The 14,335-nt window shown below is 67.3% G+C and carries 15 protein-coding genes and 1 tRNA gene; 6 read left to right on the forward strand and 10 right to left on the reverse strand.

Annotated features, from left to right (window positions below; genetic code table 11):
• The first annotated feature begins 8 nt into the window (after window positions 1–8).
• A complete protein-coding gene (locus ABIC65_RS17725) occupies window positions 9–1,142 on the forward strand; it encodes a DUF2252 family protein (protein ID WP_436286751.1) in 1,134 nt (377 codons plus the stop codon).
• 51 nt (window positions 1,143–1,193) lie between these two features.
• Here ABIC65_RS17725 and ABIC65_RS17730 read toward each other — a convergent pair.
• Window positions 1,194–1,283: transfer RNA gene (locus tag ABIC65_RS17730), tRNA-Ser, on the reverse strand.
• 214 nt (window positions 1,284–1,497) lie between these two features.
• On the opposite strand from ABIC65_RS17730, the gene hspQ reads away from it, so the two are divergent.
• The 4 genes from hspQ (at window position 1,498) to ABIC65_RS17750 (ending at window position 3,337) form a co-directional block, all read left to right on the forward strand.
• On the forward strand, window positions 1,498–1,878 hold the full coding sequence (gene hspQ, locus ABIC65_RS17735; protein WP_354310468.1) for a heat shock protein HspQ: 381 nt from the start codon (window positions 1,498–1,500) through the stop codon (window positions 1,876–1,878).
• Between the two features lie 136 nt (window positions 1,879–2,014).
• Complete coding sequence (rplU, locus tag ABIC65_RS17740) at window positions 2,015–2,320, forward strand: 50S ribosomal protein L21 (RefSeq protein WP_064313799.1); 306 nt, start codon at window positions 2,015–2,017, stop codon at window positions 2,318–2,320.
• Between the two features lie 30 nt (window positions 2,321–2,350).
• On the forward strand, window positions 2,351–2,620 hold the full coding sequence (gene rpmA / locus ABIC65_RS17745; RefSeq protein WP_064313800.1) for a 50S ribosomal protein L27: 270 nt from the start codon (window positions 2,351–2,353) through the stop codon (window positions 2,618–2,620).
• A 195-nt stretch (window positions 2,621–2,815) separates the two neighbouring features.
• Window positions 2,816–3,337 (forward strand): GNAT family N-acetyltransferase, encoded by a 522-nt coding sequence (locus ABIC65_RS17750; protein WP_354310470.1) that lies wholly within the window; start codon window positions 2,816–2,818, stop codon window positions 3,335–3,337.
• A 44-nt stretch (window positions 3,338–3,381) separates the two neighbouring features.
• Here the strand turns inward: ABIC65_RS17750 and ABIC65_RS17755 are convergent, their stop codons facing one another.
• On the reverse strand, window positions 3,382–4,413 hold the full coding sequence (locus ABIC65_RS17755; RefSeq protein WP_354310875.1) for an SAM-dependent methyltransferase: 1,032 nt from the start codon (window positions 4,411–4,413) through the stop codon (window positions 3,382–3,384).
• A 188-nt stretch (window positions 4,414–4,601) separates the two neighbouring features.
• Here ABIC65_RS17755 and ABIC65_RS17760 point away from each other — a divergent pair, with 188 nt between their 5' ends.
• Entirely contained in the window at window positions 4,602–5,198 is a 597-nt protein-coding gene (locus tag ABIC65_RS17760; RefSeq protein ID WP_354310471.1) for a TetR/AcrR family transcriptional regulator, read from the forward strand.
• Window positions 5,199–5,214: 16 nt separating this feature from the next.
• On the opposite strand, the gene ABIC65_RS17765 is transcribed toward ABIC65_RS17760, so the two are convergent.
• The 8 genes from ABIC65_RS17765 to obgE form a co-directional block, all read right to left on the reverse strand.
• The gene (locus ABIC65_RS17765; protein WP_354310472.1) at window positions 5,215–7,179 is read right to left on the reverse strand and encodes an ATP-binding protein; all 1,965 of its coding nucleotides are present in this window, start codon (window positions 7,177–7,179) and stop codon (window positions 5,215–5,217) included.
• Between the two features lie 44 nt (window positions 7,180–7,223).
• A complete protein-coding gene (gene spt / locus ABIC65_RS17770; RefSeq protein ID WP_354310474.1) occupies window positions 7,224–8,426 on the reverse strand; it encodes a serine palmitoyltransferase in 1,203 nt (400 codons plus the stop codon).
• A gap of 5 nt (window positions 8,427–8,431) precedes the next feature.
• The gene (locus tag ABIC65_RS17775) at window positions 8,432–8,674 is read right to left on the reverse strand and encodes an acyl carrier protein (protein ID WP_066720263.1); all 243 of its coding nucleotides are present in this window, start codon (window positions 8,672–8,674) and stop codon (window positions 8,432–8,434) included.
• Between the two features lie 83 nt (window positions 8,675–8,757).
• Window positions 8,758–10,311 carry a hypothetical protein gene (locus ABIC65_RS17780; protein WP_354310475.1) on the reverse strand — a complete coding sequence of 518 codons (1,554 nt, stop codon included), beginning with the start codon at window positions 10,309–10,311 and terminating at the stop codon, window positions 8,758–8,760.
• 35 nt (window positions 10,312–10,346) lie between these two features.
• Window positions 10,347–11,252 carry an NAD-dependent epimerase/dehydratase family protein gene (locus ABIC65_RS17785; RefSeq protein WP_354310476.1) on the reverse strand — a complete coding sequence of 302 codons (906 nt, stop codon included), beginning with the start codon at window positions 11,250–11,252 and terminating at the stop codon, window positions 10,347–10,349.
• The gene (gene proB, locus ABIC65_RS17790; RefSeq protein ID WP_354310477.1) at window positions 11,249–12,394 is read right to left on the reverse strand and encodes a glutamate 5-kinase; all 1,146 of its coding nucleotides are present in this window, start codon (window positions 12,392–12,394) and stop codon (window positions 11,249–11,251) included. Before proB ends, ABIC65_RS17785 begins: the two co-directional genes overlap by 4 nt.
• Before the next feature lie 42 nt (window positions 12,395–12,436).
• The gene (locus ABIC65_RS17795) at window positions 12,437–13,177 is read right to left on the reverse strand and encodes a hypothetical protein (protein WP_354310479.1); all 741 of its coding nucleotides are present in this window, start codon (window positions 13,175–13,177) and stop codon (window positions 12,437–12,439) included.
• Between the two features lie 51 nt (window positions 13,178–13,228).
• Window positions 13,229–14,284, reverse strand: coding sequence for a GTPase ObgE (gene obgE, locus ABIC65_RS17800; RefSeq protein ID WP_354310481.1), 1,056 nt, complete (start codon window positions 14,282–14,284; stop codon window positions 13,229–13,231).
• Window positions 14,285–14,335 lie beyond the last annotated feature (51 nt).

Below are 14,335 nucleotides of genomic sequence, written 5' to 3' on the forward strand. Positions count from 1 at the left end.
CATTGAAGATGGCGCGCTCGGCGCACGCCTATGTCCGCGGCAACACTGCCAAGTTCTACGACTGGCTGGAAAGCTCGCCGGTCTCCGCGCGCGTGCCGCAGGGTCCCTCGATCTGGATCTGCGGCGATTGCCATGTCGGCAATCTCGGGCCGCTCTCCAACGGCGAGGACCGCGTCGAGGTGCAGATCCGCGACATGGACCAGGCGGTGATCGGCAACCCCGCGCACGACCTCATCCGCCTGGGCCTCTCGCTCGCCACCGCGGCGCGCGGTGCCGATCTGCCGGGTGTCGTCACCGCGCGGATGCTCGAGGAGGTGATGGAGGGCTATGCCGCCGCCATCCATGATCCCACCAGCGGTGACCCCGGCGTGGAGCCCGAGGTGGTGCAGAGCGTCAAGCGTCGCGCGCTCGGGCGGCGCTGGCGGCACCTCGCCAAGGAGCGGCTGGAGGCGGTGGAGCCGCAGATCCCGCTGGGCAAGCGCTTCTGGCCGATCCAAGACAAGGAACGCGCCGCGCTGGAAGCGGCGCTCACCAAGCCCTCGATCCTCAGCACGGTGCTCGCGATGGACGATGAGGAGGCCGAGCGCGAGATGCGCCTGGTGGATGCCGCCTATTGGAAGAAGGGCTGCAGTTCGCTCGGCCTGCTGCGCTACGCGGCGATCGTCGCGCTGCCGGATGCCAAGGGGCGGCTGGACTATGCGCTGATCGACCTCAAGGAGGCGGTCGATCCCATCGCCCCCGCCGCGCCGGGTGCCGAACTGCCCGAGGACAATGCCGATCGCGTGGTCGCCGCCGCGCGGGCGCTCTCGCCGCATCTCGGCCGCCGCACGGCGCCGGTGCGGATGCTGGGGCGCTCGCTGTTCGTGCGCGAGCTGGCGCCGCAGGACCTGAAGCTGGAGCTCGACCAGTTCACCCGCGGCGAGGCGGTGAAGTCCGCCCGTTACCTCGCCTTCGTCGTCGGCAAGGCGCATGCCCGCCAGATGGACACCGACGCGCGGGAGGCATGGCTGGAGATCCTCGCCGAGGATCGCCGCGGCAAGCTCGATACGCCGTCCTGGCTATGGGAGAGCGTCGTCTCGCTCGCCGGCCGCCACGAGGTCGGCTATCTCGAGCATTGTCGGCGCTATGCAGTCGCTGCGTGATACTGTGTGGGAAAGGGGCGCCGATCCGTTCGACGCGCCAGCGGGTCCCTATGGCGGAGAGGGAGGGATTCGAACCCTCGGAACCCTTACGAGCTCAACAGTTTTCGAGACTGCCCCGATCGACCACTCCGGCACCTCTCCGCTAGGGAGGATACGCGCTTCGGAAAGTCCCGAGCAGCGTACCGGTCGCTGTGAGGCGCGGCCACTAGCGCAAAGTTTTGGGGGCCGCAAGCAGGGTCTTTCAAGTTTTTTCGCGATCGCGGAAAGCGCGTGCGCCACCCCGCCCCTTCCCGGATCGGGAACGGCAGGCCGCGCCACCGTTGCCGTTGCGCCTCCGCAACCCTAGATTGGTGCCATGTCAGAAACCAATGGTTCGCTTCTTTCCATCGACTCGGGCACGCCGATGCCGCCGATCGCCAGCGCGCGCTTCGCCATCGGCGACGTGGTGCGCCACCGCCTGCTCGATTTCCGCGGCGTGATCTTCGACGTCGACCCCGTCTTCGCGAACACCGACGAATGGTATGATTCGATTCCCGTCGACATGCGGCCGGCCAAGGACCAGCCCTTCTATCACCTGCTCGCCGAGAATGCCGATTCGGCCTATATCGCCTATGTCAGCCAGCAGAATCTGGTGGCGGACGACAGCGACGAGCCGGTCGACCATCCCGGAATCAGCGGGCTTTTCGACAGCTTCGATGCCGGTCGATACCGGCTGAAGCCCAACCACCGCCATTAAGCACGCGTGACTCGGAAAATCGCTGTTTCGTCTTGCGAAACGGTTGACAATCCCGCCCCCCTCGCATAGTTGCGCCCTTCCTCCTGCCGAGGTGCAACCTTGGCGGGCACATGCATTTGAACCAGAGAAGAGACCGATGTTCGCTATCGTGCGCACGGGCGGCAAGCAGTATCGCGTTGCCGCAGGAGACAAGATCGTCGTCGAGAAGCTCGACGGCGAAGCCGGTTCGTCGGTGACGCTGGGCGACGTCCTGCTGGCCGGCGAAGGCGGCGAGCTGAAGGCTACCGACGGCCTGACCGTTTCTGCCGAAATCGTCGCGCAGGCGAAGGGCGAGAAGGTCATCGTCTTCAAGAAGCGTCGTCGTCACAACTATCGCCGCAAGAACGGCCATCGCCAGCAGCACACGATCCTCAAGATCACTGCTATCGGCGCGGCCAAGTAAGCGACTGACGAGACACGAGGAGTATAGACAATGGCACATAAGAAGGCAGGCGGCTCGTCCCGCAACGGTCGCGACTCTGCTGGCCGCCGTCTTGGCGTGAAGAAGTTCGGCGGCGAGACGGTTCTCGCCGGCAACATCCTCGTGCGTCAGCGCGGCACCAAATTTTACCCGGGTGTGAACGTGGGCATGGGCAAGGACCATACCCTTTTCGCGCTCGTCGAAGGCCGCGTGTCGTTCAAGGAAGGCAAGCTTGGTCGCAAGTTCTGCTCCGTAGACATGATTGCCGAGGCGGCCGAGTAACATCGGGCGACCGTACGGGTTGCCCACCAGGGCGACCCGGGTTCGGATGAACCAACCGAAAAAGGGAGACGGGTCGCCCCGGTCTCCCTTTTTTCATGCTCCCTGCAATCGCAGCGCAACACCCGCACGCCATGGAACCGGCGTGGGGAGCTGCAGGACCGAGGAGTGGTGGTCATGTTCGTGCGGACCCAGAGATTGACGTTACGTCCCGGCTGGCCCGAGGACGCCCCCGCCCTTGCCCGGGCGATCGACCATGAGGCCGTCGTGCGCAACCTGTCGCGCGTGCCCTGGCCCTATTCGATCGAAGCGGCCGAGACCTTTCTCGCGCATTGGACCGACACGCGCTTCCTGGTGTTCGAGCACCAGGGCGGCAGCGTGGCGCTGATCGGCTGCATCGGCATCGACAGCGCCGGGGACGAACGCCATGAGCTCGGCTATTGGTACACGCCCTCCGCATGGGGCAAGGGCTATGCCACCGAAGCGGCGCGCGGCGTGCTCGCCGCCGCACGAGCCGCCGGCATCCGCCGGGTGACGTCGCGCCACGCGGTCGACAACCCCGCCTCGGGGCGCGTCCTGCGCAAGCTGGGTTTCCAGCCGACCGGACATGTCGAGCCGCTCTGGTCCAAGGGTCGTGGCGGCGAAATGGCGTGCATCGGCTTCGAGCTGGATCTCGAATTGCAGGGTCTGGGATGCGGAGACATGCGCGCAGCCGCCTGAGCGGTGTCCCCGCACGGTTTAGTGCGGGGGCACCGAGACACGTTTCATAATGCCTTGCGGATAAGGACCCCGAACGAGGTACACACGAATCCGTCGATGGAAAGTTTCAGGTGCGATGGGGCACCCAGGCTTCCTTGATCCTCGGGCTCGCGCTCGACGTGCCAAGGCGGCACGTCGATGAAGCCATCCAATACCCCGTCTCCCGGATCGAAGTTCAACGGCATCATGTGGTGGCCGGAGCGGGCGAGGCGCTCAGAAAGTGCCTCGAGATGCTTTCGCTGAAAGAGCACGGTCACCCAGTTGTCGATGGTCGGGCCATTCGGCTCGACGTTGAACTCCAGCGTATGAACTGCCGTTCCGCCAGGCCGCAACGTATCGAGCGAACGCTCGATGAAGCGCAGCCCCTTCTCTATGCTTCCGAGATGCTCCAGCGCGCAGATAGACCAGCAAAAGTCATATCCCTGCAGCCGGTCCGGAATGTCGTTCATATCAACCATGTCGATCGTGACATGGCGTTCAAACTCCTCCCGCGTCACCAGATGCGGGATGTACGGGACCGCAGCCGAACCGAGATGCTGGTTGCTTTTCGTCCAGCCGCTCTGGAAAGCCTGCGCCTGCGAATAATCGGTGGCGGTGACATGAATGCCCTGGGCAGCAAGATAGCTCGGAATCGGCTCCGCGCCGCATCCGAAGCCGAGACCACGCTGCCCCTGCCTCAGATGTCCCGCTTCGAACAAGGACTGCAGCACATAAGCAAATTCCCAAAGCTTGCGGTGGTACACCACTGGCGTACGAATTGCGTTCGCCCAATGTGCCGCCCAGTCGCTTTGGATATCGGCCTGGGTGCAGCCCTTCGATCCCAGACCAACAATGCGCGCCTCGGTACCCTCCGGCGGCGGCAGCGCCGCGGCCATTTTCCTTGCAAGATCATAGCCCAACGCCTTTACGTTCAGTTCGAGGATACGAACTTCCTTGACGATATTGTTCAGGGCGTTCCTGTTCGGCCGTGAACGTTTGTCGACCAGCGCGACAAGACGCGTGAGTACGCTTTTTTCAACCTTCCTACGCAACCACATTTTTCCCCCACCCCCCATTTGGTTCGCAGCTGAACCGAACACATGGCAGAGCAAAGGTAAAGCCGCTATTGCTGGGGGCGGAGAGCTGGACAACCAGAAAGGCGAAGAAGCAGTGGGGAGCGCATGACCATGCCACTTCTGCACACTGCAGGGCGACCCAGCTTGCAACCAGTTAGGATCAATGCCTGTTGACCACCAAGTCGGCGCGACGGCGCCTCTCTCCCGAAGAATCGCGTGACGCCGCGCTGGAAGCGGCGCGCGCGCTGCTGATCGAGGACGGCCCGCAGGCGGTAACGCTCAAGGCGGTCGCGGCGCGGATCGGGCGGACGCATGCCAATCTGCTCCACCATTTCGGCTCGGCGGCGGGGCTGCAGAAGGCGCTGGCCGCCAGCATGGCGGAGACGGTCACCGCCAAGATCGGCGAGGCGGTGCTGCGCGCCCGAACCACCGACCACGACCTGCGCGAGGTGGTGAACCTCACCTTCGATGCGTTCGGCCGCGAAGGCGCCGGGGCGCTGGCGAGTTGGATGCTGCTGACCGGGAACCAGGATGCGCTCGACCCGATCCTCGAGGCGATCCACCGGCTGGTCGACCGGATCAGCGAGAGCGAGGATGCCCGCGCCCCGCTGCGCGAGGAGACGCTGCAGCTGACTCTGATGGCGCTGGGCGACGCCCTGCTCGGCGCCCCCATGGCCCGCGCGCTGGGCCTGCCGCGGGAGAAGGCCCGCGAGCTGGCCGCTGCGATGCTGCGCGAGCGGATCGAGGCGGCGAGCGAAGGGCAGTAACGCGCGGCCGCGCTCCCTACTCCGCCGCCTGCCCCATCCGCTGCGCCTCGCCCGCCACCGCCTCGCGTACCGCGCGCGAGAGCGCCGCAACGGTGAACGGCTTGCGCAGCACCGGGCGGTCGCGGAGCTGTTCGGCGCTTGCCTCGCCGGTGAAGCCGGTGACGAACAGCACCGCGACGCCGTGCAACGTCGCCTCTACGGCCGCGATCATCTCCGGGCCGGTCTGGCCGGGCATCAGCACGTCGGTCATCACCAGGTCGAGCGAGGCCATGGATGCGATCGCCGTCGGCGCATGCAGCGGATCGGCGCAGCCCACCGCGCGGTGACCCAGCTCGCGCAGTGCCGCCAGCGTCGCGGCCAGCACGCGCGGATCATCCTCGACGACGAGGATGTCGTAGCTGTCGCCCGCCTTGTCCTCCGCGGCCTCGACCAGCACGGGCGCCGCGACGGCGCCGGTCAGCGCGCCCTTGTAGCGCGGCAGGTACAGCGTGACCGTGGTGCCGGCCTCGGGCGCGGTCTCGATCGCGATGCCGCCGCCCGACTGGCGGACGAAGCCGAAGATCTGGCTGAGCCCAAGCCCCGTGCCCTTGCCCACCGGCTTGGTGGTGAAGAAGGGCTCGAACACGCGCTCCAGCACCTCCGGCGTCATGCCGCAGCCGGAGTCGCGCACCGCGACCGAGACATAGTCGCCCGCGGCGCAATGCCCCACCTCGTTGGCCGCGAGCCGCGATTCGCCGGTGGTGATCACCAGCGTGCCGCGCCCGTTCATCGCGTCGCGCGCATTCACCGCCAGGTTGAGCACCGCGTTTTCGAGCTGGTGGCGATCGACCCAGATCCGCCAGCCCATCCCGCGATCCTGCGCCTCGACCCGGATCGCGTCGCCCAGCGTGCGATCGAGCAGGTCGCGCATGCCGCGAATCAGCGCGCCGGCATCGACCGGCTCGGGCGCGAGCGATTCGGAGCGCGAGAAGGCGAGCAGCTGGCGGGTGAGCGCGGCGGCGCGGTGGGCACCCTCCATCGCATTGTCGAGGTGGCGCGCGGCCTCGCGGGGATCGCTTTCGATCTGGCGCCGCGCCAGTTCCACGCCGCCCAGCACAACCGCCAGCATGTTGTTGAAATCATGTGCGATGCCGCCGGTGAGCTGGCCCACCGCATCCATCTTCTGCGCCTGGCGGAGCTTGGCCTCGGCAACCTCGCGCTCGCGCGCTTCCTCGCGCAGCTGGGCGGTGGCGGCGGCGACGGCTTCGCGCAATTGCCCGGTCCGCTCGCGCTCCCAGGCGGCATCGGCATCGGCAAGCGCGCGGTCGCCCTGCGCCTCGATCGCCAGCCAGCCGAACACTACCGCGCCCAGCGCGATCACCAGGCCGAAGCCGCTGAGCACGCGCGAGGCATAGCTGCTGTTCTCGATCAGCTGTGCCGCCGCGCGGGTGCGATCGCGCAGCAGGCGGCGTTCCTGCTCGACGATGTCGTCGAGGATCGACTCGACCTGCTTGCGCGCCGGGCTCTCGCGGACCTGGTAATAGGCGCCGAACGCGTCGCTGTTGCGCTTGAAGGTGGTGTAGAGCGCGGTCGCGTCCAGCTCCTTGCCGCGCTCGGCGAAGACGCGCTGGAGCTGACGGACCTGCGCGAACAGCGTCGGGTTGTCGCCGGTCAGCTGGCGCAGGCGCTGGAGCTGTTCGCCGGCCTTGCCCCATTGGTCGCTATATTGCTGGCCGAGATTGCGATCCGCGCTCACCACATAGCGCCCCAGCGCCGCCTCGGCCGAGGCAATGCCGCCCGTCAGCTGGTTGGCTCGCAGGATCACTTCGAAGCTGTGCTGCTGGAGCGCGATGGCGCGATCGCGCTCTAGGTCGGTGCGCTGCTGGATCAGGATCAGCGCGCCAAGGACGAGCACCCCGGCCACCGCCAGGGCACCCAGCAGGACCAGGCGCCAGTTCTTCGCGTGAACCGAACGCTCCAGAGACGGGATCGCTTCGCTCATCCGGCCCCGACTCTAGGCGCTTGGAACCGAAGTGGAAAGACCGGTTAGGCGATGACCCCGACGGCCTGGCCGGCCGCGCGGAACATGCCCAGCACGCGCTCGATCTGCTCGGGGCGATGCTCGGCACAGAGCGAGCAGCGCAGCAGGAAGGTGCCGGCCGGGGTCGCCGGCGGGCGCGCCATGTTGACGTACAGGCCGTTCTCCAGCAGCGCCTGCCACATCATCACCGCCTGTTCCTGGTCCTCCAAGATCACCGCGACGATCGCGCTTTCGGGCTTTTCGGTGCCGAGCTTGAAGCCCATCGCCGTCAGCCCGCCGTGCAGCGCCCGCGCGTTTTCCCACAGACGGGCGCGCTTCTCGTGTGCGGTCGCCAGCTTGCGGATCGAGGTCGCCGCGGTCGCCACCACGCTGGGCGGCAGCGAGGCGGTGAAGATGTACGGGCGGCAGGCCAGCCGGATCGCCTCGAACTTCGGGTGGTTCGAGATGCAGAAGCCGCCGACGGTGCCGACCGACTTGGAGAAGGTGCCGACGACGAAATCGACGTCCGCTTCCAGCCCCTGGTCCTCGTACACGCCGCGACCGTTGGGCCCGAAAAAGCCCATCGAATGCGCCTCGTCGACCAGCACCATCGCGCCGTGCTTCTTGGCGACGGCGACCATCTCCCTGAGCGGCGCGATGTCGCCGAGCATCGAATAGACGCCCTCCAGCACCACCAGCTTGCCCGCCTCTGCCGGCAGGCGGCTCAGGCGCTTGTCGAGGTCGGTCACGTCATTGTGGCGGAAGCGGACGATCTCGGCATTGCCCTGCTTGCAGCCGTCATAGATCGAGGCGTGGCTGTCGGCGTCGAGCACGATATACTCGCCCTTGCCGACCAGCGTCGAGAGCATGCCCAGATTGGCCATGTAGCCGGTCGAGAACACGATCGCGCCCGACACGCCGTAGAAGTCGCGCAGCGCCTGCTCGACTTCCATATGGTCGCGGAAGGTGCCGTTGAGCATGCGGCTGCCGTTGGTGCCCGAACCGAACTGGTCGAGCGCGTCCTTGCCGGCCTGGATCACGTCCGGATCGAACGTCATGCCCATATAATTGTAGGTGCCGAGCAGGATCGTGTCCTTGCCCTTGATCACCGCCTCGGTGGGCGACTTGACCTGCTCCATCACGATCGCGAACGGATCGATGACGCCGCTGTCGAGCAGCGCCTGGCGCTCGGCGATCAGGCCGTCGAACTTGCTCATCAGGTCGGTCATGGCGATCAGCCCTTGAGCTTCTGCACGGCGTCGACCAACTGGCCGACATTCTCGATCTCGGCCTGCATGTTCATGGTGATGACGATGTCGAACTCGTCCTCGATCGCGGCGACGAAATCCATCACCGTCAGGCTGTCCCATTCGAGATCGCCCGCGAAGGTGGTGGTTTCGGAAAGCGCGACGCCCTTCTTGTTGAAGGGCTCGATCTGCGCGGCGACGATGTCGAAGATTTCTGCACGGTCAGTCATGCGGCCGGTCCTTAGATTGATCGGTCGCAGGTGCCAAGCGAATGCGGCGAAACCGGGCCCGTGGCGGGGCAGTGCCCCAAAGGTCAGGCCGCCGCCGCCGCGTCCTCGCTGCCCGTGGTGAGCACGCTGTGCACCCAGAGGTCCATCTGCCCGGCGATCTTCTGGAGCAGGCCGGGGTGGAAATGGGTAACGTCGGCCATCTCTTCATAGCTGTCGAGCAGGTCCGGCACTTCGAGCACGAAGATCCGGCCGGGATTCTCGCGCGCCACCTGCCGCCAGATCGCGTTGAACAGCCGGCAGCGCTCGGGCGAGTGGTTGAGGCCGAGGCGATATTTCTCGATCGGCGCGTCTTCGGGGGGCAGCACCACCAGCATGCGCAGGTCGTTCTCGATCAGGTGGATGCACAGCCGCAACACGCACTTCTGGTAGACGCCGCGCTCCAGCAGATGCCATTTCCCCGGCCATCGATTGTCCAGATAGTCGATAGTCGCGCCATAGACGAGGAAGGGCGGGAAGTGCTGGGCCTTGTAGCTGTCGTCGTCCATCATCCGTAGCGCGAACAGACGCGGATTGTTGTCGAAGTCGATCGCCGGGCGAAACTGGCTGTAATGCGCGATGCCGCCGGACTGGCAATCGAACATGATGCGGATCCCCGCCTCGCCTGCCGACTGGCCGCTGAGTTCGGCGCGGATCGCGGCGCGCACCTCGGGTTCGTTGAAGCCATGGTCCTGGATCCAGTCGGGCGTCACCCGGCTGAACCGGCCGTCGAGCGCGCTGAAATCGGCTTCCGGCCAGTTCACCCGGATCTTGTTCAGCGCATATTCCTCCAGCCCCATGTGCATCGCGCGGCACGAGAAGGTGAAATGTACCAGCCGCTGGTCGACGCGGTCGTACATCACGAAGCCGACCAGCCCGTAGCGGCCATATTTGTCCCACGCGAAGATCGACCAGCTGTCGTGCCGGGTGACGTTGATGATGTCGCGCTCGAGCTGGGCGGGGTCGACCCGCGACTGGGTGTAGTTGAGCTGGTTGGCGCGGTTGATCAGCTCGGCGATCCGCGGCGCGAACTCGAGATTGTCCATGAGGAACGGCGCGCAGGCGCACAGGCCGGAGGCACGCAGGAATTCCTCGTTGGACTGGCCCACCCCGGCGCCGCGATCGCGTTTCTTGGCCTCCAGGATGCGATACTCGGCGACGCGGCTGCGGGTGCCGGTCTGGAGCGCGAGCAGCCCGGCGAGCTGTTCGTCGGCATCCGCCGCGGTCGCATCGAGCGTCTGGATCTCGGGGAGCGCGTGGCGAACCTCGGCGAGGTTGTGCGGGTTGTCGTCGACGAAGAGGACGTTGACCGCGCGCAATTGCATATCGGCGATGATGCCGCGGATCGCCTCGGCCTTGGGAGTGAAGGCGATATGCGGGAAGACGAACTCGTCCCACAGCCCGAACGCCTCCAGCCTCGCCTTGGCCGCGTCGAAATCGTTCTTCGAGCAGATCGAGGAAACCACGCCGCGCGCGTTGAAGGCGCGGACCATCTCGGCGCGCTGCTCGAACAGCGCGACTGTGTCGCCATCGGCGAGCGTGCCGCGCCACAGCGTGTCGTCGAGGTCCCAGAGGATGAGCTTGATCGGGGCGTTCCACATGCCCCCTTTATAGAATGGTTAAGCGGCGCTTGGGCTCAGAGCAGATCCTTGGCGCGATACCAGCGCGCGGTTTCGGCCAGACCCGCCTCGGTTTCCACCTGCGGCGTCCAGAGATTGGCGGGAGCACGGTTGGCAGGGTTCGCCACCCAATCGGGATGGCAGAAATAGGAAACGCGATCGGGCGTCAGCTTGGCGCGCTTGCCGCGCAGCGCCCGGTCGACATAGGCGCCCGCCAGCAGCACCGCCTGCGGCAGCGAGAGCGCGAGCACTTTGCGCCCCACGGCGCGGCCGATGGCATGGGCGAACTCGGGATGCGTCCAGCCCCCTGCCCGCCCGTCATCGGGGTCGATCTCGCCGGGGAAGCGATCCGCGGCGGCGAGCGCGAGCAGCAGCCGGCCGAGATCGTCGACCTCGATCACCGAGATTCGGCCGCCCGGCGGCAGCAGCGCCAGCCCCAAGCGCGCGACGCGGAACAGCTCGAGCATTTCCAGATCGCCCGGGCCGTAGATCGCCGGCGGGCGGACGATCGTCCAGTCCAGCCCCGATTCGCGCACCAGCTTGTCGGCCTCGCCCTTCGACCAGCCATAGGCGGAGAGCTGCGGCTCGCGGCTGGCGAGCGAGGAGACGTGGACGTAGCGGCGCACGCCTGCGGCCTTGGCCGCGTCGAGCATGTTGGCGGTGCCGGTGATGTTGCCGTGCGCGAACCCGTCGCGATCGGGCGCGTTGACCACGCCGGCGACATGGATCACCGCATCGGCGCCGGTGCAAAGCGCCACCAGCGCTGATGTCGCATCGAGATCGCCGCGAATCCAGGTGACGCCCTCGCGCACCGGCTGATCGCGACGGGTGAGCGCGCGGACCTGATGCCCCGCCTCCAGCGCCAGATCGATCAGCCGCGATCCGACGAAGCCGGTGCCGCCGGTCACGGCGAACACGCTCACAGCAGCGCCATGTGGCTGCGGTGGACCAACGCGGCGCGCGGGGCATAGCCGAGAATCTCGACCAGCTCCTCGCTCCGCCGCCCGACGATGCGTGAGGCATCGACATGGCCATATTCGGCGAGTCCGCGCGCCATATGCCTGCCGTCCGGCCCCACCACCACCACGAGGTCGCCGCGCGCGAACCGCCCTTCGATGCGGGTCGCGCCGGCAGCAAGCAGGCTGCGGCCTTCCTTCAGCGCCTGCGCGGCGCCCTCATCGATATGGACCGCGCCTTTCGCGGTGAGCCCCCCGCGCAGCCAGGCCTTGCGCGCCGCCGCGCCCTTCTGGCCGAGGAACAGCGTGCCCCGCCCGCTCGTCGCCAGCCGCGCCAGCGGATGCTCCACCCGCCCGTCGGCAATGGCGAGATGCGCGCCGGCGCTGGTCGCGATTCGTGCCGCCTCGATCTTCGAGACCATGCCGCCCGAGCCCATGCCCGAGGCCGAGCCGCGATCGGCCATCGCCTCGATCCGCTCGTCGATGATGTCGACCAGCGCGATCAACTGCGCATCGGGATTGGTGTTGGGGTTGGCGGTGTAGAGCCCGTCGACGTCCGACAGCAGCACCACGCCGTCGGCATTGGCGGCGCTCGCCACGCGGGCGGCGAGCCGGTCATTGTCGCCGAAGCGGATTTCTTCCGTAGCGACCGAATCATTCTCGTTGATCACCGGCACCACGCCCAGCCGCAGCAGCCGATCGAGCGTCGCCGAGACGTTGAGATAGCGGCGGCGATCCTCGAGATCGTCGAGCGTCACCAGCATCTGCGCGGCGGTCATCCCCTGGTCGTGGAGCAGTTCGGCCCAGATGCTCGACAGCGCGATCTGGCCGGTCGCGGCCGCCGCCTGCGCATCCTCCAGGCTCGCCCGGCCACCCTTGGGCAGCTTGAGCCGCCGCGCGCCCAGCGCGATCGCGCCGGAGGAAACGATGACGAGCTGCTGCCCCTCGCGCGCCCGGGCACCGAGATCGGCAACCAGCGCCGCCAGCCAGTCGCGGCGGATCTCCCCCTCGCGGTCGACGAGCAGCGAGGAGCCCACTTTCACGACCAGCCGGCCGCAGGTCGAGGGGCTGAAGCCGATGGCGTCGGCATGGCGGGCGAGCGCGGACATGGTCGCGCTCTTAGCGGTGCGGTTCGGCATCTGCCAAGCCGATCAGACGATCGATTCGCGCTGGAGGTCGCTGCAATGGCCGACGCCGGTGTCCTTGAGCCGCGCGATCACCGCGTCGCGGGTGTCGCTGTCGCCAGCGCGGATCTCGCCCAGCTCGGCGGCGGTGAGCAGCACCACGGGCACCGCGCGGACCGGCGAGAGCGGCATGTCCTCGATCCGCGTGTCGAAATCGGGCTCCGGCCCGCCGATCATCACGCCCAGCACGTCGTCGGCGGTGAGGAAATGCGCCGGCAGGCGCGCGGCGATCGCCGCTGAGCTGGAGACGCTGGTGAGTTCGAGCGGGATCGGCCCATGGCGTTCGAGCGGGCGGAGGATGCCCTGCTCCTCCGCGACGATCGCCGCCACCCGGCGTAGCACCTCGAGCATCCAGCCATCGCCCGCCACCTGCGCCGGGGCACCCTCGCCCGGCCCCTCGACGAACAGCTCGATCTCGAAGCCGTTGGCGGTTGCGGTCTCGTCGAACGGATCGGACAGGCCGTCGGTCGCGAGCAGGATCGCGTTGCCGCGGTGGATCAGCCGATAGGCCTCGTGCCCGCCCGGCCAGAGCGAACCGGCCGGCGCGGACGAAAGGATGCGGTCGCTCGCCGGCCCCAGCGCCGACCAGAACAGGCCCCGCGCTTCGGCCGAGCGCTCGGCGACGCTGGCGATTCGGTGTAGCTCGGGTCGGCTAACCGCCTGCGCCTTCGCACCAAACAACCCACGCAACCAGCCGAACGCACCCATCCGCGTCTCTCCTAAAAGGAATCAGACGGGCAGCGTTGCCCTAGAAATGCGTCAGACCGGCGACCATTGAACCGGTTCTTCACCATCTTCGGCGGTTTCATCGGCAGCCCGATTCTCGTTCGGGCCGATGATTTCCAACAACTGGTCGAGCACCCAGTCGACACCGGTGCCCGCCGCGCCGGACAGCGGAATGACTTGCGCGCCGCTGGCCTCTTCGAGTTCGGCCGAGAGCGCGGCGATCAGTTCGTCGTCGAGCGTGTCGATCTTGTTGAGCGCGATCACCGTCGGCTTGTCCGACAGGCCGGCGCCGTACGCCTCCAGCTCGTCGCGGACGATGCGGTAGCTGGTCGCCACGTCCTCGTCATTGGCGTCGATCAGGTGGAGCAGCACGCGACAGCGCTCGATATGGCCGAGGAAGCGGTCGCCGATACCGGCGCCGTCCGCCGCGCCTTCGATCAGGCCGGGAATGTCGGCGACCACGAACTCGCGCTGCTTGTGCCGCACCACGCCCAGCTGCGGCCGGGTGGTAGTGAAGGCATAGGCGCCCACCTTGGCCTGCGCGTTGGTGACCGCATTGATGAAGGTCGACTTGCCGGCATTGGGCAGCCCGACCAGCCCCGCATCGGCGAGCAGCTTGAGGCGCAGCCAGACCCATGCTTCCTCGCTCGGCCAGCCGGTGCCGTGCTGGCGCGGCGCGCGGTTGGTCGAGGTCTTGTAGGTTGCATTGCCGCGGCCGCCGTCGCCGCCCCGCAGGAAGACGATGCGCTGGCCCTCCTTGGTGAGGTCGGCCAGCAGCGTGCGCTCGTCGTCGTCGGCGAGGATCTGGGTGCCGATCGGCACCTTGATGACCAGGTCTTCGCCGCCCGCGCCGGTACGGTTCGAGCCCGATCCGCCGCTGCCGCGCGGGGCGCGGAAATGCTGGGTGTAGCGGAAGTCGATCAGCGTGTTCAGGCCGGCGATCGCCTCGAAGACGATGTCGCCGCCCTTGCCGCCGTTGCCGCCGTCGGGACCGCCATATTCGATGAACTTTTCGCGGCGGAAGCTCACGGCACCGGGTCCGCCGGCACCCGAGCGGACGAAAATCTTGGCTTGATCGAGGAAATGCATCGCGGGCCCATATACGTTCGGCGCAATTTCGTCACCCCCGGCAGCACCCAT

This window comes from Sphingomonas trueperi, from assembly GCF_040545665.1.
Taxonomy (GTDB): Bacteria; Pseudomonadota; Alphaproteobacteria; order Sphingomonadales; family Sphingomonadaceae; genus Sphingomonas; species Sphingomonas trueperi_B.

Coding starts and splice junctions, on each gene's coding strand:
- ABIC65_RS17725 (WP_436286751.1), top strand. CDS start 9: ATGGCGCGCTCGGCGCACGCCTATGTCCGCGGCAACACTGCCAAGTTC.
- hspQ (WP_354310468.1), top strand. CDS start 1,498: ATGTCAGAAACCAATGGTTCGCTTCTTTCCATCGACTCGGGCACGCCG.
- rplU (WP_064313799.1), top strand. CDS start 2,015: ATGTTCGCTATCGTGCGCACGGGCGGCAAGCAGTATCGCGTTGCCGCA.
- rpmA (WP_064313800.1), top strand. CDS start 2,351: ATGGCACATAAGAAGGCAGGCGGCTCGTCCCGCAACGGTCGCGACTCT.
- ABIC65_RS17755 (WP_354310875.1), bottom strand. CDS start 4,413: ATGTGGTTGCGTAGGAAGGTTGAAAAAAGCGTACTCACGCGTCTTGTC.
- ABIC65_RS17765 (WP_354310472.1), bottom strand. CDS start 7,179: ATGAGCGAAGCGATCCCGTCTCTGGAGCGTTCGGTTCACGCGAAGAAC.
- spt (WP_354310474.1), bottom strand. CDS start 8,426: ATGACCGACCTGATGAGCAAGTTCGACGGCCTGATCGCCGAGCGCCAG.
- ABIC65_RS17775 (WP_066720263.1), bottom strand. CDS start 8,674: ATGACTGACCGTGCAGAAATCTTCGACATCGTCGCCGCGCAGATCGAG.
- ABIC65_RS17780 (WP_354310475.1), bottom strand. CDS start 10,311: ATGTGGAACGCCCCGATCAAGCTCATCCTCTGGGACCTCGACGACACG.
- proB (WP_354310477.1), bottom strand. CDS start 12,394: ATGTCCGCGCTCGCCCGCCATGCCGACGCCATCGGCTTCAGCCCCTCG.
- ABIC65_RS17795 (WP_354310479.1), bottom strand. CDS start 13,177: ATGGGTGCGTTCGGCTGGTTGCGTGGGTTGTTTGGTGCGAAGGCGCAG.
- obgE (WP_354310481.1), bottom strand. CDS start 14,284: ATGCATTTCCTCGATCAAGCCAAGATTTTCGTCCGCTCGGGTGCCGGC.